The organism is Streptomyces sp. NPDC001890, assembly GCF_042891445.1.
Classification (GTDB): Bacteria; Actinomycetota; Actinomycetes; order Streptomycetales; family Streptomycetaceae; genus Streptomyces.
This window is the reverse complement of record NZ_JBIATE010000034.1, coordinates 13,323-34,623: the sequence shown is the minus strand read 5'-3', so window position 1 is coordinate 34,623 and position 21,301 is coordinate 13,323. Positions and strand designations below refer to the sequence as shown.

At 72.2% G+C, this 21,301-nt stretch carries 6 protein-coding genes and 1 pseudogene; 3 read left to right on the top strand and 4 right to left on the bottom strand.

The genetic code is table 11. The annotated features are described in order from the left end of the window. The first annotated feature begins 175 nt into the window (after positions 1–175). Positions 176–535: a hypothetical protein gene (locus tag ACFYY1_RS38510; RefSeq protein WP_388594179.1), complete on the top strand. Its 360-nt coding sequence runs from the start codon at positions 176–178 to the stop codon at positions 533–535. A 286-nt stretch (positions 536–821) separates the two neighbouring features. On the opposite strand, the gene ACFYY1_RS38505 is transcribed toward ACFYY1_RS38510, so the two are convergent. Then, a complete protein-coding gene (locus ACFYY1_RS38505; RefSeq protein WP_388594177.1) occupies positions 822–1,400 on the bottom strand; it encodes a TetR/AcrR family transcriptional regulator in 579 nt (192 codons plus the stop codon). Between the two features lie 90 nt (positions 1,401–1,490). Here ACFYY1_RS38505 and ACFYY1_RS38500 point away from each other — a divergent pair, with 90 nt between their 5' ends. Both ACFYY1_RS38500 and ACFYY1_RS38495 read left to right on the top strand, forming a co-directional pair. After that, positions 1,491–1,937, top strand: coding sequence for an anthrone oxygenase family protein (locus ACFYY1_RS38500; protein WP_388594176.1), 447 nt, complete (start codon positions 1,491–1,493; stop codon positions 1,935–1,937). Positions 1,938–2,140: 203 nt separating this feature from the next. After that, positions 2,141–2,566 (top strand): DUF4267 domain-containing protein, encoded by a 426-nt coding sequence (locus ACFYY1_RS38495; protein WP_388594175.1) that lies wholly within the window; start codon positions 2,141–2,143, stop codon positions 2,564–2,566. Between the two features lie 36 nt (positions 2,567–2,602). Here the strand turns inward: ACFYY1_RS38495 and ACFYY1_RS38490 are convergent, their stop codons facing one another. The 3 genes and pseudogenes from ACFYY1_RS38490 to ACFYY1_RS38480 all read right to left on the bottom strand — a co-directional run. Further along, entirely contained in the window at positions 2,603–6,649 is a 4,047-nt protein-coding gene (locus ACFYY1_RS38490; RefSeq protein WP_388594196.1) for a type I polyketide synthase, read from the bottom strand. Positions 6,650–6,674: 25 nt separating this feature from the next. Next, the gene (locus tag ACFYY1_RS38485; protein ID WP_388594173.1) at positions 6,675–16,250 is read right to left on the bottom strand and encodes a type I polyketide synthase; all 9,576 of its coding nucleotides are present in this window, start codon (positions 16,248–16,250) and stop codon (positions 6,675–6,677) included. Positions 16,251–16,295: 45 nt separating this feature from the next. Next, a pseudogene (locus ACFYY1_RS38480) lies at positions 16,296–21,239 on the bottom strand (type I polyketide synthase); the annotation flags it as partial. Between the last annotated feature and the right edge of the window lie 62 nt (positions 21,240–21,301).

Sequence of the window (21,301 nt, the reverse complement as noted above, 5' to 3'; positions counted from 1 at the left end):
CGGGGGCTGCGGGGGCTGAAAACCGTCGGCCTCATCCCCAAGATTTCGGGCGCACCCCGGCGAACTGGTCAGCAAGTACAGCCGGGCTGACAGTGGTTCGCGCATGCCGATAATCTCCCTTGTCATGTCATCCCAAGGGCGCAGTGCCGGAACCGTATTCTGTATCGTCTTGGCAATGCTCAGCATGGCCACGGCGATGATCTTGTCGGCGGTCGCACTGGACGCGTCCTCCAAGGTGCCCGATGAGCCGGTGGGCGAATACGGCAGCACGCTCACGCTTTTCGAGGACGCCGATTGCGAGACCAAGGCGGACACCCCTCCCGATCAGCTCTTCTTCAAGTGCTTCTTCGAGCACCAGTCGACGATGCAGAAGGATGCGGCGCTCTGGGAGAGGGAGATCGCGGCGCGGCGGACGGACATCGAGACGAAGGGCAACCTGGCCATCATCTTCGGCCTGCTCGGGGTGACCTTCGCGGTCTGCGCCGTGGCGTCCAAGAGGGGTAGCCGGACCGAGCCACAAACCACCGGCGCCTAGGAACCCCATTCCGCCCCAGGTGGGGCACCCACGCCTGCCCGACCCCCTCGCAGGCGTAGCCGTGCCCTCCAAGGCAACTGACGCTGTTTCACTGCTGATGCCTCTCAGGCGGGCCGGCCTTCATGCACCACCACAGGCATGACTGAGACGGACGGCGGGTGGCGGCTGGCCAGGCTCTCGGCGTGCCAGGCGTCGATGTCGGCCTGCCAGCACTCCCTGATGGCGCGGCCTTGGCCGGCGAGCCATACGAGGACCTGCTTGGCAGCGTCCAGAGCTTCCGTGTGTGTCAGGTCATGGCGAGGCGGTCCACGAGGAGTTCCACTCTCGGTCCGGTGTCCTCGGGTGGCAGGCGGCCTGCTCGGGTCAGGGTGGCCAGGCCGTGCAGGGCTGCCCAGAACGTCTCGGTGAACAGTCCTGGGGCGATGCCGTCGCCGGCGACCTCGCCCAGGCTCTCCAGCAGGGCGGCGAAGCCGTCCTTCAGCGGCTCGGGGGTGTCCTCCTGTGCGTAGGCCAGGCCGCCGTCGAGCTGGAACAAGGCGTCGTAGACCGCGGGGTTGCGTGCGGCGAAGTCGAGGTAGGCGTGGGCGAGGGCGGCGACCCGTTCGCGCGGGCCGTTCGCCCGGGAGGCCGCGGCCCGCACCGCCACGGCCAGCTCGGCGGCGCCTTCCAGGGCGACGGCGCCGATGATCTCGCGTTTGCCGCGGAAGTGGCTGTAGAGGACGGGCTGGCTGTATTCGATGCGCTCGGCGAGCCGGCGGGTGGTGACCGCGTCCCAGCCCTGCTGCTCGGCGAGCTCGCGGGCCGTCGCCACGATGAGGCGCTCGCGTTCCGCCCGTTCGCGCTGCTTGCGTTCCTGTACCGACATGACTTGATTCTAGCATCGCTAGACAATCGAGCGGCAGTAGTACTAGCGTTGCCTCATCAGCTAGCAGCGCTAGATGCCAGAGGGGTCATCATGCTCAACGCACTTGAGGTCGTCACCACCGTCGTCGTCGGCTTGATGGTGGGGGTGGAGTTCTCCGTCCTCTTCGTCATGAACCGGATCCTCGACGCCCTCCCGGAGGACAGCCGCCAGCTCGGCCACGCCCACGGCGGCCGGATGCTCGGCGCCCTGATGCCGTTCTGGTACATCGGCTCGCTCGTCCTCAGCGCGATCTGGGCCGTCGCCGGATGGCACCACCACGGCACCGGGCTCGTCGCCACCGCCGCCGGACTGCTGATCGTCAGCGTGGTCATGTCGATGCTGCTGCTCGTCCCGATCAACAACCGGAACAAGACGTGGACCCCCGAGAACCGGCCCGCCGACTGGAAGGAGCAGCTGAACCGCTGGGAGCGCTGGCACTACGTCCGCGTCGCCGTCATCATCGCCGCCTTCGTTCTGCTGGTCGCCGCCCTCGCCTGAGCCAACGCCTTTGAAGTCCGCCGGCATCCGCAGGCCGCGGGCGCCGGTGACACACACGCACCGAATCGTGTCGTACCCGCACATCCTCAAGCAGATCGACGTATGACACGGCAGCTGTAGCCACGTGTCCGGCCAGGCCCCACACGACTCGGCAAGCCCCACGGAACTCACCAAGCCGACGAAGACTCGCAAGGAGAACAACAATGTCGCTGAAGAAGATCAACACCGTCCTGGCCGCCGCCTTCATCCTCTTCATCCTCTGGTTCGGGACGGAGTTCATCCTGAGCCCGGAGACGACGGCGCCAGGTTTCGGCCTGCCGAGCTGGCCGTCCGGCGACGGCGGCGGCTTCCTGATCGTCAAGGGAACCCGCGACGTCGTCATGGCCCTGATCCTGGGCATCCTGCTGGTGACGGGCCACCGCCGGGCGCTGGGCTGGGCGCTGATGGTGGGGGCCCTCGCCGCGTACGGCGACATGACCAACGTGCTGGCCCACCACGGCTCCGTGGCCATCGCGCTCGGCGTCCACTGCCTGACCGCCACACTGATGGTGGTCAACGGCCTGCTGATCATGCGCGAGACCCGCAACGTCGCGGCCGCTCCGGCAACGCCCGCTCCGCAGCCCGTCTGACGCCACCTCGGCGCCGGCGGGATTGTCAGGGGCCGTCTACAGACCCTGGTCGTCCAGCCACTCCTGGATGCGCTTGGCGACGTCCTCCGAGTGGTCGCCCAGCATCGTGAAGTGGTCACCGGGTACGTCGACCACGTCGTGCTCGTAAGGCCACTGGGCGCGCCAGTCGGCGTCCTCGGGGATGGTGCCGAGCGGGTCGGCGGCACGGACCAGGAGCGTGGGTACGTCGAGCGGCTGGGCCTTCCAGTCGAAGAAGAACTGGAGGTACGCCGCCCAGGCCGTGGTGCGGTAGTCGTCCATGGGTGTGTACGCGCTGTCCCGTTCGACCATTCCGTCGAGCATCTGCGGGATCCAGTTGACGAGCACCTCGCTGTCGACGGGGTAGCTGTCCATGAGGACCACCGCGTCGGGGGCGCGGCCCTGTCTGGCCAGTTCCAGTGAGAGGACGTTGGCGACCATGGCGCCGCCGGAGTGGCCGGTGAGGACGAACGGGCGGTCGCCGACGGTCCGCAGGACCGTGTCCGCGTGGGTGCGCAGCAGTGTGTCGCGGCTCGCGGGCAGGTCCTGGCCGGCTCCGAACCCGGGGTGCGGGAGGGCGTAGACGTCCCGCACCCCGCGGAAGCCCGCCGCCAGGCGCGCGTACTCGTGGGCGCCGGACAGCATCGACATGGTGCAGCAGCTGATCAGTGCGGGGCGCTCCCGCTCCCCGCCGGTCCGGCCCAGCGGGACCGCGCGGTGCGGTGTCTCCAGGCTCGTGTGGTCCTCGTACGTCGGGCGGAAGGAGGCCAGGTTGATCAGGAGTTCCGTGTACTCCACGGGCTTGCCGATGTCCCGGCTGTGCCGGAAGAGCTGCCCGAGCAGGCCGTTGGCGCCGGGCTGCGGGGTCTCGTCCGCGGTCTCGTCGTCCGCGGCGCCGGCCTCGGCGCCGAGCAGTCGTTCGGCGAGGTGGCGGGCGAGCCGGACCGGGGTGGAGTGGTCGAACAGCAGGGTCGGCGACAGGGTGACGCCGAGGACCTGCTGAAGGTTGTTGCGCATCCTGAGCGCGGTCAGGGAGTCGAAGCCCTGCTCAAGGAAGTTGGTGTCCTTCTCGATGGCCTCGGCCGAGTCGTGGCCCAGGACGGCGGCGGCGTGCTGCGTCACGAGGCCGACGAGCAGCCAGTGCCGCTCGGCGGCGGGCGTGTCCCGCAGGCGCGCGGCGAACTCCTCGCTCGCCCGGGCCACCTCTTCCTCGTCGATCGTCCCGGCCGACCCGCCCGAGGGCGCGGGGGCCGAGAAGAAGGTGCCGGGTGCGGGCGGGGCCGGCCAGTAGTGGGTGCGCTGGAAGGCGTAGGTGGGGAGGGGGACGCGGGTTGCGCCGGTGCCGGCGAAGACGGTCTGCCAGTCGATGGTGGTGCCGTGGCAGTGGGCCTCGGCCAGAGAAGTCAGGAACCGGCCCTGGCCGCCTTCCTGGCGGCGCAGGGTGCCGAGGACCGCGGCATCGGCACCGACGTTCTCGACGGTGCCCTGGAGGCCGATCGCGAGGACGGGATGGGGGCTGACCTCGATGAAGATGCTGTGGCCGTCGGCGAGGGCGGCGCGGGTGGCCTGTTCGAACTCGACGGTCTCGCGCAGGTTGTTGTACCAGTAGCCCGAGCCCATCTCCGTACCGTCGAGGAGTCCACCGGTGAGGGAGGAGTAGAGGGGCGTGCCGCCGGACTGCGGGGCGATGCCCGCCAGAAGTCGGGCCAGTTCGGCCTCGATCTCCTCGACGTGGGCGGAGTGGGAGGCGTAGTCGACGTCGATCCTGCGGGCGCGGATCTCGTCGGCCTGGCAGTCGGTGACCAGTTCGTCCAGGGCCTCCGGGTCGCCGGAAACGACCACGGACGAAGGCCCGTTGACGGCGGCGATGGAGATCCGCCCGTCCCAGGCGGTGATCTTTTCGCGGACCCGGGTTGCGGGCTGGGCGACCGACACCATGCCGCCACGGCCCGCGAGCGCGATGATCGCCCGGCTGCGCAGGGCGACGACCTTGGCCGCGTCGCCCAGAGTCAGGATTCCGGCGACGGCCGCAGCGGCGATCTCACCCTGGGAGTGGCCGATCACGGCTGCCGGCTCGACACCGTACGAGCGCCAGACCTCTGCGAGGGAGACCATGACGGCCCACAGCACCGGCTGCACCACATCGACGTGGTCGAGGCCCGGTGCGCCGTCCGCGCCGCGTACGACGTCCAGCAGCGACCAGTCGGCGTACGGCTCCAGCGCCGCCGCGCACTCCGCCATCCGCGCCGCGAACACCGGGGAGGAATCGAGCAGTTCCACTGCCATGCCGGTCCATTGGGCGCCCTGGCCCGGGAACACGAACACGGGGCGGGAGCCCCGGCCGGCCACGCCGGACATGGCCGTGGCCGCAGGTACGCCCTCGGCGAGGGACTCCAGGGCGGCGAGGAAGTCCGCGCGTTCACCGGCCACCACGGCCGCCCGGTGGTTGAACGCCGTCCGGGTCAGGGCGAGGGAGTAGCCGATGTCCGCGAGGGGTGTGTTCGTGTCCTCGCGTACGCGGTCGAGCAGGCGCCCGGCCTGGGCACGCAGGGCCTTCTCCGTCTTGGCCGACAGCACCCAGGGGACGACGGTGGGCCCGGCCACGGAGGCTGCCTTCCCCGGCTCCCGCCCCGGCGTCGCGGGCGTCTCCTTCTCCGGTGCCTCCTTTGGCCCCTCCTCCGGCGCCTCCTCCACGATGAGGTGGACGTTCGTACCGCTCATGCCGAACGAAGAGACGCCCGCCCGGCGTGCCCGGCCGGTCTCGGGCCAGGGCTGCTGCTCGTCGAGCAGCCGGACCGCGCCCGCCGACCACTTGACGTGCGTCGAGGGCTCCTCGGCGTGCAGGGTGCGCGGCAGGATCCCGTTGCGGATGGCCATGACCATCTTGATGACACCCGCGACACCGGCGGTGGCCTGCGGGTGGCCCATGTTCGACTTCAGGGAGCCGAGCCACAGCGGGCGGTCCTCGGGGCGGTTCTGGCCGTACGTGGCCAGCAGGGCCTGGGCCTCGATCGGGTCGCCCAGTGTCGTGCCGGTGCCGTGGGCCTCGACGACGTCCACGTCGGCCGTGGTCAGGCGGGCGTCGGCGAGGGCCTGGCGGATGACCCGGCGCTGGGCCGGGCCGCTGGGGGCCGTGAGGCCGTTGCTCGCACCGTCCTGGTTGACGGCGGAGCCGCGGATGACGGCCAGTACCTCGTGTCCGTTGCGGCGGGCCTCCGAGAGCCGCTCCAGGAGCAGCATGCCGGATCCCTCGGCCCAGCCGGTGCCGTCGGCGGAGTCGGCGAAGGCCTTGCAGCGGCCGTCGGCGGCCAGCCCGCCCTGCTTGCTGAACTCGGAGAAGACACCGGGAGTCGCGATGACGGCGGCGCCGCCCGCGACGGCGAGCGTGCATTCGCCCTTGCGCAGCGACTGGACGGCCAGGTGGAGCGCCACGGACGACGACGAGCACGCCGTGTCCACGGTGACGGCGGGTCCCTCCAGGCCGAAGGCGTAGGAGATGCGGCCGGACAGCACACCACCGGCGGTGCCGGTGAGCAGGTACGACTCGCTGCCCTGCGCGTCGCCGTACATGGTGGCGCTGTACCCGGAGGCCGAGCAGCCGACGAAGACGCCGGTGGGTGTCCCCTTCAGCGCGGTCGGGTCGAAGCCGCCGCGTTCGAGGGCCTCCCAGGTGGCTTCGAGGAGCAGGCGCTGCTGCGGGTCCATGGCGAGGGCCTCGCGCGGGCTGATCCCGAACGGGGCCGGGTCGAAGCACGGGGCGTCGTGGACGAAGCCGCCCTCCAACGAGAGCGGTGCGTCGGCCGGTTCGTCGGGGCCGCGCAGCCACGCCGGGTCCCAGCCCCGGTCGGTGGGGACGGCCGAGACGGCGTCCCGGCCGTCGAGCACGAGCTGCCACAGCGCCTCCGGGGAGTCGGCGCCGCCGGGCAGCCGGCAGCTCATCCCGACGATGGCGATGGGCTCGGTCGACGCGTCGGCCAACCGCTGGTTCTGCAGTTTCAGCCGCTCGTTGTCCACGAGGGCGGAGCGGAGCGCCTCGACGATCTGGTCGGCACCGGAATCCATCAGCTGTTCCCCCTGTACGTTCGAGCCTTCATGCGCTCTTCGTCTCCATTGCCATGCGGATCAGCTCCTGGACGTCCATGGCCTTGATCTCGTCGCTGCGGTCCGTGCGGTCACTGCTGTCGGTACGGTCACCGTCGACGTGGTCGTCAGCGGCCTGCTGCTGCTCGGCGGCCTCGTCCGGCAGCAGTTCGTGGCGGATGCGCTCGGCGAGCGTCTCGGGCGACGGCTCGTCGAAGACGATCGTCGATTCGAGGTCCAGCCCGGTCGCTTCGTTGAGGCGGTTGCGCAGTTCGATGCCCATCACGGAGTCGAATCCGAGGTCGCGGAAGGCCCGGTCCGGTTCGATCGCGTGGGCGGACGCGTAGCCGAGCACCTGCGCGGCCTCGGCCCGCACCAGCTCCTGAAGGATCCGCCGCTGTTCGTCGGCGGGTGCGGCGACCAGTCGTGCGTGCAGGGCCGCGGAGGCTTCCTGGGCCCCTTCCGCGGACTGGTCGTCGGTGTCGGCCGCGGTCCGGCCGCCGGGCCGCGGGTCGTACAGCTCGCTCAGCAGCCGGCTGGCGCGCAGAGCGGTGAACGAGGGGGCGAACTTCTCCCAGGCCACATCGGCCACGGTGACGCATGCCTCGCCCAGGGCGAGTGCCCGGTCCATGGCCGCGATGGCGGTGTCCGGATCCATCAGGGTCAGGCCCCGGCGCTCCAGCTGTTCCACGGCCTCGCCCTGGGCTAGGCCGCCGCCGGCCCAGGGGCCCCAGGCGAGGGAGGTGGCGGCCAGGCCACGGGCCCGGCGTTCCTCGGCGAGGCCGTCCAGGTAGGCGTTGGCCGCGGCGTAGCCGCCCTGCCAGCCGCTGCCCCAGGTGGCCGAGATGGAGGAGAAGAGGACGAACGCGTCCAGGTCGGCGTCCGCGAAGACGGCGTCGAGGTTGGCCGCGCCGGTCACCTTGGCGTCCAGGACGCCGGCCAGCTCCTCCGGGGTGATGGCGGCGAGGGCGGTGGCCTGTCCGACTCCCGCGGTGTGGACCACGGAGCGGACGGGTGTGCCTTCGGCCGCCAGCGAGCGGGCCAGTTCGGTGAGCGCGGTCCGGTCGGTCGCGTCGCAGGCGACGACCGTGGCGCGAGACCCCAACTCCTCGATCTGCGCACACAGTTCGGCGGCCCCGGGGGCATCCGCGCCGCGCCGGCTGGTGAGGACGACGCGGTCGGCGCCACCAGCGGCGGCCCAGCGGGCCACCCTGGCCCCGAGTCCGCCGGTACCGCCGGTGATCAGTACGGTGCCGCGTACGGTCCAGCCGGAGTCCGGCCCGGTCCGGCCGCGCACGACGCGGCGCACGAACGTCCCCTCGGCCCGGATCGCGGCCTGGTCCTCGCCGTCGGAGCCCGCGAGGAGGGCGGCCGCCCGGTCCCAGGCCGTGGTGTCGAGGGTCTCGGGCAGGTCGATCAGACCGCCCCAGCTCTTCGGGTGCTCCAGGGCGACCACCCGGCCCAGGCCCCAGACCTGGGTCTGGGCGGGGCTGCGCAGCGGGTCGGCCGGCCCTGTGGAGACGGCGCCCCGGGTGAGGGCCCACAGCGGTGCCTGGACACCTGCCTCGCCGAGCCGCTGGACGAGGGCGAGCGTTCCGGCCAGGCCGGGGGCCACGCCCCGGATGAGGGCCGTGCCATCGGGGGTCGTGTCATCAGTGCCCGTGCCGTGGAGAGTCGTGGCGTCGTGAGCCCCCTCGTCGAGCCCCAGCAGGGAGAGGACGCCGACGGCGTCGGTGTACGCGGAGAGGTCCGTGGCGCCGGGCTCCAGCCGGACCACTTCGGCGCCCGCCGACTTCAGGCCCTGTTCCGCCCACGCGGCGAGCTCGTCGGTGGCGAGCGACGCGGGGACGGCCAGCAGCCAGCGGCCGGAGAGCGCGGTGCCGGGAGTGGGAGTGGAAGCGGGGGCGGGGGTGGCGAAGGGGTGCCACGTCGCCTCGTAACGCCAGTTGTCCACGATGTCCTGCCGGCGCCGTCGTTGGCGCCAGGTGGACAGGGCGGGCAGGGCGTCCTTGAGCGGTACGTCACCGGTCAGGCCGATTCCGGCCAGGAGGGCCGAGAGGTCGCCCGAGTCGATGGCTTCCCACAACGCCGTGTCGACCGCGTGCTCGGCGGGTGCGGTGGCGGCCGGGGCGGGGAGCACCGGCTGCTCGGGGGCCTGCGGCCAGTATCGCCGGCGGTCGAAGGCGTAGGTGGGCAGGTCCACGCGCCGGGCACCGGTTCCGGCGTAGAAGCGGCTCCAGTCCAGGGGCGCGCCGTGCACATGGGCGGCGGCGATCGCACCGATGACACTGCGCGGCTCGTCCAGAGCCTTGCGCAGGGCCGGGATCAGCGTCTTCTTGCGGGGGTCGACCAGGCAGTCCTGGCCTATCGCGGCGAGCGCGCCGCCGGGGCCGAGTTCCAGGTAGGTGGTGACGCCCTGGGTTTCGAGGTGGCGGATGCCGTCGAGGAAGCGGACGGCCTGGCGGACGTGGTCCACCCAGTAATCGGCGCTCAGCAACTCCTCACCGGCGAGTTCCCCGGTGAGGTTGGAGACGATCGGGATCCGCGGTGCGTGGAAGGTCAGGTTCTCCGCGACTGTCCTGAACTCGGCGAGTATGGGTTCCATGCGCGGCGAGTGGAACGCGTGGCTGACGCGGAGCCGCTTCGTCTTCGCGAAGCCGGACGCGATCGCGAGTACGGCGTCCTCGCCGCCCGAAATGACCACGGCCTTCGGGCCGTTGATCGCGGCGATCGAGACGTCATCGGTGAGGAGCGGCAGGATCTCCGCCTCGGTGGCCTGGACGGCGACCATGGCCCCGCCCGTGGGCAATGCCTGCATGAGGCGGCCACGGGCGGCGACGAGGGCGGCCGCGTCCTCCAGGGACCAGACACCGGCCACATGCGCGGCGGCCAGCTCACCGATCGAGTGCCCGAGCAGGTAGTCCGGGGTCACCCCCCAGTGCTCCAGCAGCCGGAAGAGGGAGACCTCGATCGCGAACAGCCCGGCCTGGGTGTACACGGTCTGGTCGATCAGCTCCGAGCCGTCGAAGACGATGTCCTTGACCGGCTCGTCCAAGTGCTTGTCGAGTTCGGCGCAGACCGCGTCGAACGCGTCCGCGAACACCGGGTACGCCTCGTACAGTTCACGCCCCATCCCGGCCCGCTGCGAACCCTGACCCGAGAACAGGAACGCCGAACGGCCGGTGGCCGTCTGGCCCTTCACCACGCCCGCGGCCGTCGCTCCGGCGGCCAGGACCTCCAGGCCGCGCAGGAGTTCGGCGCGGTCGGCCGCCACCACGGCGGCCCGGCGCTCCAGTTGGGCCCGGTGCGCGACCAGAGAGTGGCCGATGTCGACGAGCGAGGAGCCGCCGTCCTCCCTGATGTGGGCGAGGAGCCGCTCGGCCTGACCTGCCAGGGCCTGGTCCGACCTGGCCGACAGCACCAGCGGGACCAGCGGCGGCAGCGTCGCGGACATCGGGGCCGCATCGGCGGACTGCTCCGGGTCGGCGGTGTGCTCCGGGTCGGCGGTGTGCTCCGGCTCGGCCGGTGCCTGCGCGAGGATCACGTGCGCGTTGGTGCCGCTGATACCGAAGGAGGAGACGGCGGAACGGCGCGGGCGGTCGCCCGTCTCGGGCCAGTCCCGGTTGCCGGTGAGCAGCTCGACCGCGCCGGCCTCCCAGTCCACCTGGGAGGAGGGTCGGTCGACGTGGAGGGTCTTCGGGAGCACGCCGTGGCGCATGGCCAGGACCATCTTGATGACGCCCGCGACACCCGCCGCCGCCTGGGTGTGGCCGATGTTCGACTTGATCGAGCCGAGCAGCAGGGGCTGCCCGCCCTCGGTGCGCTCACGGCCGTACGTGGCGAGCAGCGCCTGCGCCTCGATGGGGTCGCCCAGTGTCGTCCCCGTACCGTGCGCCTCGACCGCGTCGACCTCGCCGCCGGACAGGCCGGCGTTGGCGAGGGCCTGGCGGATGACGCGCTGCTGGGAGGGGCCGTTGGGGGCGGTCAGGCCGTTGGAGGCGCCGTCCTGGTTGACGGCGGAGCCGGCCACGACGGCGAGGACCTGGTGGCCGCTGCGGCGGGCGGTGGAGAGCCGCTCGACGAGCAGGACGCCGACGCCCTCGCCCCAGCCGGTGCCGTCGGCGGAGTCCGCGAAGGCCTTCACCCGTCCGTCGGCGGCGAGGACGCCCTGCTGGCTGAACTCCAGGAACACGCCCGGGGTGGACATGACGGTCACGCCGCCCGCGACGGCGAGTTCGCATTCGCCGGTCCGCAGCGCCTGGACGGCCCAGTGGAGCGCGACGAGCGAGGAGGAACAGGCGGTGTCGACGGAGACCGCGGGGCCCTCGAAACCGAGGGTGTAGGCGATGCGTCCGGAGAGCACGCTCGCGGAGCTGCCCGTGGCCACGTAGCCCTGGACGCCCTCGGTGGAGCCGATCAGCAGGTTGGCGTAGTCCTGGCCGTTGGTGCCGACGAACACGCCGGTGCGGCTGCCCTTGAGCGAGGTCGGGTCGATACCGGCCCGTTCGAAGGCGTCCCAGGCGGTCTCCAGCAGGAGCCGCTGCTGCGGGTCCATGGCGAGGGCCTCGCGCGGCGAGATCCCGAAGAAGGCGGGGTCGAACTCGCTGATGGCGTCGATGAATCCGCCTTTGCGGACGTGCGAGGCGCCGGGCTTGTTCGGGTCGGCGTCGTAGTACTGCTCCAGGCTCCAGCCGCGGTCGCCCGGGAGCGGCGAGATCGCGTCGGTGCCCGCGGCGAGCAGGTCCCACAGCTGCTCGGGCGAGCTCACCCCGGCCGGGAAGCGGCAGCCCATGCCCACGATCACCACGGGATCGTCGGCGTCGGCCGGGAGGGCCGGGGCGGCGACGGCCCCGGCGGCCGGGGCGCCCGCCGTGGGGGCCAGCTCCGTGTGCAGGAAGGCGGCCAGATCGTTGGGGGTCGGGTAGTCGAAGACCAGGGTGGCGGGCAGGCGGAGCCCGGTGGTGGCGGCGAGCAGGTTACGGAGCTCGACGGCGGTCAGGGAGTCGAAGCCGAGCTCCCGGAACGCCTTGCCGGGCTGCACGTTGTCGTCGGACTTGTGACCGAGCACCGCGGCGGCCTGGCCGCGCACCAGGTCCAGCAGCATCCGGGTGCCGTCGGCGGGCGAGAGCTCGGCCAGCCGGGCGGCGAGGACTCCGGTGCTGCCGGTGTCCACGGAGGCGGCGGAGGCGGCCTGGGCGGTGAACGTGGCGGCGGCCCGGCGTACGTCGTCGATGTCGCCGATGAGCGCGGCCCGGCCGGTGGCCAGGCGGCCCGGCGCCAGCACGGCCCAGTCGACGTCGGCGATGGCGGCACACGCGCCGCCGGCCGCGACGGACTTGGCCATGACGGCGACCGCGACCTCGGGGTCCATGGCGGGCATGCCGCCGCGCTCCATGCGCTGGGCGATGAGCGGGTCGGTGGCGAGGCCACCGCCGCCCCAGGCGCCCCAGGCGATGGAGGTGGCCGGAAGGCCAAGGGAGACGCGGTGGTGGGCGAGGGCGTCGAGCAGTGCGTTGGCGGAGGCGTAGTTGGCCTGGCCCGCGTTGCCGAACGTCCCGGCCAGCGAGGAGAACAGGACGAACGCGTCGAGGTCGAGATCCTGGGTCAGCTCGTGCAGATGGGCCGCGGCGGTCGCCTTGGCGTCGAGCACCTGCGCGAAGCGTTCCGGGCTCATCGAGGGCAGGACGCCGTCGTCGAGCACGCCCGCCGTGTGGACGACGGCGGTCAGCGGGTGCTCGGCGGGAACCTGTGCGAGTACGGATGCCAGCGCGTCGCGGTCGGCGACGTCACAGGTCGCGACGGTGACCGAGGCACCCAGCTCGGCGAGTTCGTCGCGGAGTTCGGGCGCGCCGGGGGCGTCGAGGCCGCGTCGGCTGGTCAGTACGAGGTGCTGGGCGCCGTTACGGGCCAGCCAGCGGGCGACGTGCCCGCCGAGGGCGCCGGTGCCGCCGGTGATCAGGACGGTGCCGCGCGGCGCCCACTCGTCCGCCTCGGCGGCGAGCGGTGCGCGGGTCAGGCGGCGGGCCAGCACGCCTGCGGTGCGTACGGCGAACTCGTCCTCGGTGCCGTCGCTTCCGGCGAGGAGCCCCACCAGACGGTCCGCGGCACGCTCGTCCACGACGACGGGCAGGTCGACCAGACCGCCCCAGGTGGCGGGCTGCTCGATGGCCACGACCTGGCCGAGCCCCCAGACCGCGGCGCGGGCGGGGTCGAGCAGGGTGTCGGCGCCGCTGGTGGCCACCGCGCCGTGCGTGGCGCACCACAGGGGGGCGTCGACTCCGGCGTCGTTCAGTGCCTGGACGAGGGTGAGCTCGGCGGCCAGCCCGGCGGGCACTGCCCGGTGGTCACCGTGTGTGCCGTCGGCCAGGGAGAGCAGGGAGAGCACACCGGACAGGTTCCAGTCGCCCGCGAGCAGTCCGGCGAGTTCCTCGCGGTCGGGAGCACCGCCGGAGACGGTGATACGAGTGGTCCGGGCGCCGTGCCGGGCCAGGCCATCGGCGACGGTCTCGACGAGCAGGGTGTCGTCGGCGGAGAGGTTCGCGGGTACGGCGAGCAGCCAGCGGCCCGTCAGCGCGGCGTCGAGTGCGCTCGCGAGGGGCTTCCAGGTGACCCGGTAGTGCCAGGAGTCGGAGGCCGAGCGCTCACGGCGATGGCGGCGCCAGGCGGCCAGGACGGGCAGCACGGTTTCGAGCGAGGCCGCGGTGGGCTCGTCGACACGACCGAGGGTCTCGGCGAGCGCGTCCAGGTCCTGGTGCTCGATGGCCTCCCAGAAGGCGGCGTCGTCCGGGTCGATGGCCTCGACCAGTGTCGCGGCGGGCGAGTCCGGCCAGTAGTGGGCGCGCTGGAAGGCGTAGGTGGGGAGGGGGACGCGGGTGGCGCCGGTGCCGGCGAAGACGGCCGTCCAGTCGACGATCGTGCCGTGGACGTGGGCCTCGGTGAGCGAGGCCAGGAACCGGTCGAGCCCACCCTCGTCGCGCCGGAGCGTGCCGAGGGTCACGGCGCCGGCTTCGGCATCCTCGATGGTGCCCTGGAGGCCGAGGGAGAGGACGGGGTGGGGGCTGACCTCGATGAAGACCGTGTGCCCGTCGCCGAGAGCCGTGCGGGTCGCCTGTTCGAACTCGACGGTCTCGCGGAGGTTGTTGTACCAGTAGCCCGAGCCCATCTCCGTACCGTTGAGCAGTCCGCCCGTGAGGGACGAGTACAGGGCCACATCGCCCGCGCCCGGCGCGATGCCCGCCAGGAGCTTCGCGAGCTCGGCCTCGATCTCCTCCACATGGGCGGAGTGCGAGGCGTAGTCCACGTCCACCTTGCGGGCGCGGATCTCGCCCGCCTGGCAGTCGGTGACCAGCTCGTCCAGAGCCTGCGGGTCACCGGAGACGACCACGGAGGAGGGTCCGTTGACGGCGGCGATGGAGATCCGCCCGTCCCAGGCAGTGATCTTCTCCCGCACCCAGGCGGCAGGCTGGGCGATGGACACCATGCCGCCACGGCCCGCGAGCGCGATGATCGCCCGACTGCGCAGCGCCACCACCTTCGCCGCGTCGTCCAGGGTGAGGATTCCGGCGACGGCGGCCGCCGCGATCTCGCCCTGGGAGTGGCCGATGACGGCGGCCGGCTCGACGCCGTACGAGCGCCACACCTCGGCGAGGGAGACCATGACGGCCCACAGGACGGGCTGGACCACATCGACGCGGTCGAAGCCGGGTGCGCCCTCGGCGCCGCGTACGACGTCGATCAGCGACCACTCCACGTACGGCTCCAACGCCGCCGCGCATTCGGTCATGCGTGCTGCGAACGCGGTTGAGGTGTCGAGGAGTTCCACGGCCATGCCGGCCCACTGCGCACCCTGCCCCGGGAACACGAACACCGGACGCACCTCCGCGTCCGCCGCGACCCCCCGCACCACACCAGGAGCCGGACCACCCGCAGCAATCGCCTCCAGCGCGGCAACGAACTCCGCACGCCCACCGGCCACCACACCAGCCCGGCACTCGAAACGAGACCGGGTCAACGCCAACGAATACCCCAGGTCCACCACCGAAAGCCCGGCATCATCACGAACCCGCGCCAGCAGACGCCCCGCCTGATCCGCCAGAGCCTGCCCCGACTTCGCCGACAACACCCACGGAACCGCCGACAACCCCACCCCCACCGGACCCGCAGCATCCGAAGCCTCAGGGCTCTCCGAAGCCTCCAGGACCTCCGGGGCCTGCTCCAGGATCACGTGGGCGTTCGTGCCGCTGACGCCGAACGCCGAGACGCCGGCCCGGCGCGGGGCGCCGGTCTCGGGCCAGTCGCGGCGCTCGTCCAGGAGCCGTACGTCGCCCTCGGACCAGTCCACGTGGGTCGACGGCTTGTCGATGTGCAGGGTCTGCGGCAGGACACCGTGCTGCAGGGCCAGGACCATCTTCATGACCCCGGCGACACCGGCGGCGGCCTGCGTGTGGCCGATGTTCGACTTCAGCGAGCCGAGCCAGAGCGGCCGGTCCTCGGGCCGGTCCTGGCCGTAGGTGGCCAGCAGGGCCTGGGCCTCGATGGGGTCGCCCAGGGTCGTGCCGGTGCCGTGGGCCTCGACGACGTCGACCTGGTCGGCGGAGACCTTCGCGTTGTCGAGGGCCTTGAGGATGACGCGCTTCTGCGACGGCCCGTTGGGGGCGGTGAGGCCGTTGGAGGCGCCGTCCTGGTTGACCGCGGAGCCGCGTACGACGGCGAGGACCTGGTGGCCGTTGCGCTGGGCGTCCGAGAGCCGCTCCACGAGGAGCATGCCGACGCCCTCGGAGAAGCCGGTGCCGTCGGCGGCATCCGCGAACGCCTTGCAGCGGCCGTTCGTGGCGAGGCCGCGCTGGCGGCTGAAGTCGATGAACATGCCCGGGGTCGCCATCAGGGTCACCCCGCCGGCCAGGGCCATGGAGCATTCGCCGTTGCGCAGCGCCTGGGCGGCCAGGTGCAGAGCGACCAGCGACGACGAGCAGGCCGTGTCGACGGTCACCGCCGGGCCCTCCAGGCCCATCGTGTACGAGATGCGGCCCGAGACGACGGCCGCCGCGCTGCCGGTGCCGAGGTAGCCCTCCAGGCCGGCCTGGTTGCCGACGAGGAGGAGCGGGTAGTCCTGGCCGTTCGTTCCGGCGAACACGCCGACCTGGCTGCCGCGTACGGTCTCGGGGTCGATGCCCGCGTGCTCGAAGGCCTCCCAGGAGGTCTCCAGGAGGAGTCGCTGCTGCGGGTCCATCGCGAGGGCCTCGCGGGGCGAGATCCCGAAGAACCCCGGATCGAACTCGGCGACTCCGTCGAGGAATCCTCCGTCGGCGACGTAGGAGGTTCCCGTCTGGTCGGAGTCGGTGTCGATGATCGATCCGAGGTCCCATCCCCGGTCGGTCGGGAAGGGCGCCATGGCGTCGGTGCCGTCGAACACGAGCCGCCACAGGTCCGCGGGGGTGCGTACACCTCCGGGGAACCGGCAGCTCATGCCGACGATCGCGATCGGCTCCGTGTCACGGGCCTCCCGCTCGCGCAGGCGCTCCTGCGCCGCGTCGAGATCGGTGCTGACCCGCTTGAGGAAGTAGCGGAGCTTCTCTTCGTTCGCCACCCTGACGTCCTTTCCTTGGCGTGACCTTGCCGCGCTGGGCAGCGGTTACGAAATGCCGAACTTCTTGCCGAGCAGCTGGAACATCTCGTCGTCCGAGGCGGAGTCGATCTCCGCCGCTGCCGAGGCCGGCACATCCCCGCGCGGTTCCTCCTGCCAGCTGGCGACGAGCGCCTGCATCCGCAGGAGGACACGGGTACGACCGACGTTGTCGGCACCGACTGTCGCCATCGCGGCCTCGATCCGGTCGAGTTCCTCAAGGGCGGCGGTCGCCGCGGCCTCACCGTCCTGGAGTAGCTGTTCGCGCATGAACGCGGCCAGAGTCTTGGACGTGGGGTAGTCGAATGCCGTGGTGACCGGCAGTTTCAGACCGGTGCGCAGGGACAGCCTGTTGCGCAGTTCCACGGCGGTGACGGAGTCGAATCCCATCTCGCGGAACGCCTTCTTGACCGGTACGGCCTCATTGCCGGAGAAGCCGAGGACCGCGGACACGCATTCGCGGATCAGCTCGACGAGGGCGTTCTCCTGCTCCTGCTCGGTCAGGCCGGCCAGGCGCTGGACGAGTTCGGAGGGCTCGGCGCCGCTGCCCGCCTCGGCCATGGCGCGGGCGATGTCCCGGACCTCGGGGACGTCCTCCAGCAGGGGGCTGCTGCGGATCGCGGTGAACGCGGTGTAGAAGCGTTCCCAGTCGATGTCGGCGATGAGCAGGCTGCTCTCGTTCTGCTCCACCGCCTGCTGGAGGGCGCCGGTGGCGAGGTCGGGCTGCATCTCGCGCAGGCCGTGGCGGTTGAGCATGTCGCCGAAGTCGCCCTCGGCCATGCCGCCGCCGCCCCAGGCGCCCCAGGCGACGGAGGTGGCGGGCAGCCCCTGGCCGCGCCGGTGCAGGGCGAGTGCGTCGAGTACGGCGTTGCCGGGGGCGTAGTTGCCCTGGCCGGGGGTTCCGACGGTGCCGCCGAAGGAGGAGAACAGGACGAACGCCTTGAGGTCCAGGTCCCTGGTCAGCTCGTGGAGGTTGAACGCCGCGCGGGCCTTGGCGTGCAGGGCCCGGTCGATCTGGTCCAGGCTCAGCGAGTCGATGACGCTGTCGTCGAGGACCGCTGCGGTGTGCACGACCGCGGTGAGCGGCTGGTGTGCGGGCAGGGAGCCGAGCAGGGCGGCCAGGGCGTCGCGGTCGCCGGTGTCGCAGGCGGCGATGGTCACCTGGGCGCCGAGGCCGGTGAGTTCGGCGTACAGGGCGTCGGCGCCGGGGGCGTCGGTGCCGCGGCGGCTGACGAGCAGCAGGTGCTCGGCGCCGCTGCCGGCCAGCCAGCGGGCGACCTGGCCGCCGAGGGCGCCGGTGCCTCCAGTGATCAGGACGGTGCCCTGGGTGCGCCAGGAGCTGTCGCCGGTGGCCGCCTTGAGGGGGAGGCGGCGCAGCCGGCGGACGAAGGTGCCGGCCGGGCGGACGGCGAGCTGGTCCTCCGGGCCCGAGTCGCCCAGGGCCCCGGCGAAGAGCGCGGTGGTGCGCTCGTCGAAGGTGGCCGGCAGGTCGATCAGGCCGCCCCAGCGGTCGGGGTGTTCGAGTGCGGCGACACGGCCGAGCCCCCAGACGGCGGCCTGGTACGGGGCGTCGAGCGGGTCGGCGATGTTGACGGAGACGGCGCCTCGGGTGGCGGTCCACAGCGGGGCGCGTACCCCGGCCCGGCCCAGTGCCTGGAGCAGGGTGACGGAGGCGGCGTAGCCGCGCGGGACGGCGGGGCCGTCGGGGTGCGGGGTGCCGTCGAGGGCCAGCAGGGACAGGACGCCGGTGGGGGGCGAGAGGTGTTCCGGCGCGAGCGTCGCTTCGATGCGGTCGGCCAGCAGCTCGGGGTCGGTGGTCGCGGTCTCGTCGACGGTGAGGACGACCGGTTCGGCGCCCTGGGCCGTGAGGGCGTTCAGGACGTCGGCGGTGTACGGGTCGTCGGCGAGGCTCGCGGGCAGGGGGACCAGCCAGGTGCCGGCGAGGCGGCCGGCCGAGGGCTGGGAGTGGACGCGCCAGGAGACCTCGTAGCGCCAGTCGTCCGTGGCGGACTTGTCGCGCAGCCGCTTCCGCCAGGAGGACAGCAGCGGAACCATCGTGCCGAGGGTCTGCTCGGCGTCGTCGCCGTCCACCCGGAGCGTCTCGGCGAGGCCCTGGAGGTCGGCCCGTTCGACGGCTTCCCAGAAGGCGCTGTCGGTGGCGTCGGCCTCGTTCGTGGCGGCTGCCGCGAGCAGCGGGGCGATCTCGTCGGCGATCCAGTAGCGGGTGCCCTGGAAGGCGTAGGTGGGCAGAGCCACGCGGCGGGCGCCGGTGTTCGCGAAGACCGCCTCCCAGTCGACGGACGCGCCGTGGACGTGGGCCTCGGCGAGCGAGGTCAGGAACCGGTCGAGCCCGCCCTCGTCGCGGCGGAGCGTGCCGAGGGTCGCCGCTTCGGCGTCCGCGTCGTCGATGGTGCCCTGGAGCCCGATCGCGAGGACGGAGTGGGGGCTGACCTCGATGAAGACGGAGTGTCCGTCGGCCAGGGCGGCGCGGGTGGCCTGTTCGAACTCGACGGTCTCGCGGAGGTTGTTGTACCAGTAGCCCGAGCCCATCTCCGTACCGTCGAGGAGGGCGCCCGTGAGGGACGAGTACAGGGCCACATCGCCCGCGCCCGGCGCGATGCCCGCCAGGAGCTTCGCGAGCTCGGCCTCGATCTCCTCGACGTGGGCGGAGTGCGAGGCGTAGTCCACGTCCACCTTGCGGGCGCGGATCTTGTCGGTGCGGCAGTCGGCCAGCAGCTCGTCCAGGGCCTCGGGGTCGCCGGAGACTACGACGGAGGAGGGGCCGTTGACGGCGGCGATGGAGATCCGCCCGTCCCAGGCAGTGATCTTCTCCCGCACCCGGGCGGCAGGCTGGGCGACGGAGACCATGCCGCCACGACCCGCGAGCGCGATGATCGCCCGGCTGCGCAGCGCCACCACCTTCGCCGCATCGCCCAGCGACAGGATTCCGGCCACGGCCGCAGCGGCGATCTCACCCTGCGAGTGACCGATCACGGCGGCCGGCTCGACACCGTACGAACGCCACACCTCCGCCAGCGACACCATCACGGCCCACAGCACCGGCTGGACCACATCCACCCGGTCGAAGCCGGGCGCGCCCGAGGTGCCGCGCACGACGTCGATCAGCGACCAGTCGACGTGCGGCTCCAGCGCGGCGGCGCACTCCGCCATCCGCGCCGCGAACACCGGCGAGGTCTCCAGCAGCCCCACTGCCATGCCCGCCCACTGGGCACCCTGGCCCGGGAACACGAACACCGGCTTTGTGGCGCGTGCGGCGGATCCGGTGGCCACGTCGGAGCCGGGTTCGCCCGCGGCGACGGTCTCCAGCGCGTTGACGAACTCCTCCCGCGTACCGGCCACGATCGCGGCGCGGTGCTCGAAGCGGGAGCGGGTCAGGGCGAGGGAGTAGCCGATGTCCGTGGTGTACGTCTCCGTGTCCGCGTCCTCGCGGATCTGCGCCAGCAGGTTCGCCGCCTGGTCGCGCAGTGCCGCGCGGGACTTGGCGGACAGGATCCAGGGGACGGCGGGGAGGCGGGTGGGCGGCGTCCGGACCGGGTCGGCCGCCTGCTCGGGGGCCAGTGGGGCCTGCTCGATGATGACGTGGGAGTTGGTGCCGCTGACGCCGAACGAGGAGACACCGGCGCGGCGCGGGGCACCGGTCTCGGGCCACGGAGTGGGCTCGGAGACCAGGGCGAGCTCGCCCGCGTTCCAGTCGACGTGCTCCGAGGGCGTGTCGATGTGGAGCGTGGGCGGCAGCACGCCGTGGCGCATCGCCATGACGGTCTTGATCAGACCGGCGGCGCCCGCGGCGGCCTGGGTGTGGCCGATGTTCGACTTCACCGAGCCGAGCATCAGGGGCCGGCCCTCGGGGCGGCTCTTGCCGTACGCGGCGAGCAGCGCCTGGGCCTCGATCGGGTCGCCCAGTGTCGTGCCCGTGCCGTGTGCCTCGACGAGGTCGATCTGGGCGGGCGAGAGGCCCGCGTCGTCGAGGGCGGCGCGGATGACGCGGGCCTGGGCGGGGCCGTTGGGGGCGGTGAGGCCGTTGGAGGCGCCGTCCTGGTTGATGCCGGAGCCCCGGATGACGGCCAGCACCTGGCGTCCGGCGGCCTGGGCGTCGGAGAGCCGCTCGACGAGGAACATGCCGATGCCCTCGCCCCAGCCGGTGCCGTCGGCCTCGGCGGAGAACGCCTTGCAGCGGCCGCTGGTGGACAGGCCGCGCTGACGGCTGAACTCGGTGAACGCCCCGGCGTTGGCCATGATCGTCACACCGCCGACGAGAGCCATGGAGCACTCGTTCTTCCGCAGCGACTGGGCGGCCATGTGCAGGGCGACCAGCGAGGACGAGCAGGCGGTGTCGACGGTGACGGCGGGGCCGTTGAGGCCGAAGGTGTACGCGACCCGGCCCGAGGCCACGCTGATGGTGGTGCCGATGCCCAGGTAGAGCTCGGTGCCCTCCGGCGGGTTCTCGATGGAGGCACCGTAGCCCTGGAAGCTGGTCCCGATGAACACACCGGTCTTGGTGGAGCGGAGCGACGCCATGTCGATCCCGGCCCGCTCGACGACCTCCCAGGCGGTCTCCAGGACGATGCGCTGCTGCGGGTCCATCGCGAGGGCCTCACGGGGCGAGATCCCGAAGAACTCGGCGTCGAACTTGGGGACGTCGTAGACGAATCCGCCTTCGAGCGAATACGACTGGTCGGGCTCGTTGGGGTCCTTGAAGAAGAGGCCCTCGAAGTCCCAGCCACGGTCCTCGGGGAAGGCGGACAGGGCGTCGGTGCCCGAGTGGACGACCTGCCACAGGTCCTCGGGGGAACGGACGTTGCCCGGGAAGCGGCAGCTCATGGCCGTGATGGCGATGGGCTCGTGCTCCTTGGCCTCGGCGGCCTGGAGCTTGCCGCGGGTCTCCTGGAGGTCCGCCGTAACCCGCTTGAGGAAGTAGCGGAGCTTCTGCTCGTCGGTCTTCGATTCGTCAGTCATGGTGGGGTCGCTCCTCGAAGCGGATCTGGGTCGGTGAG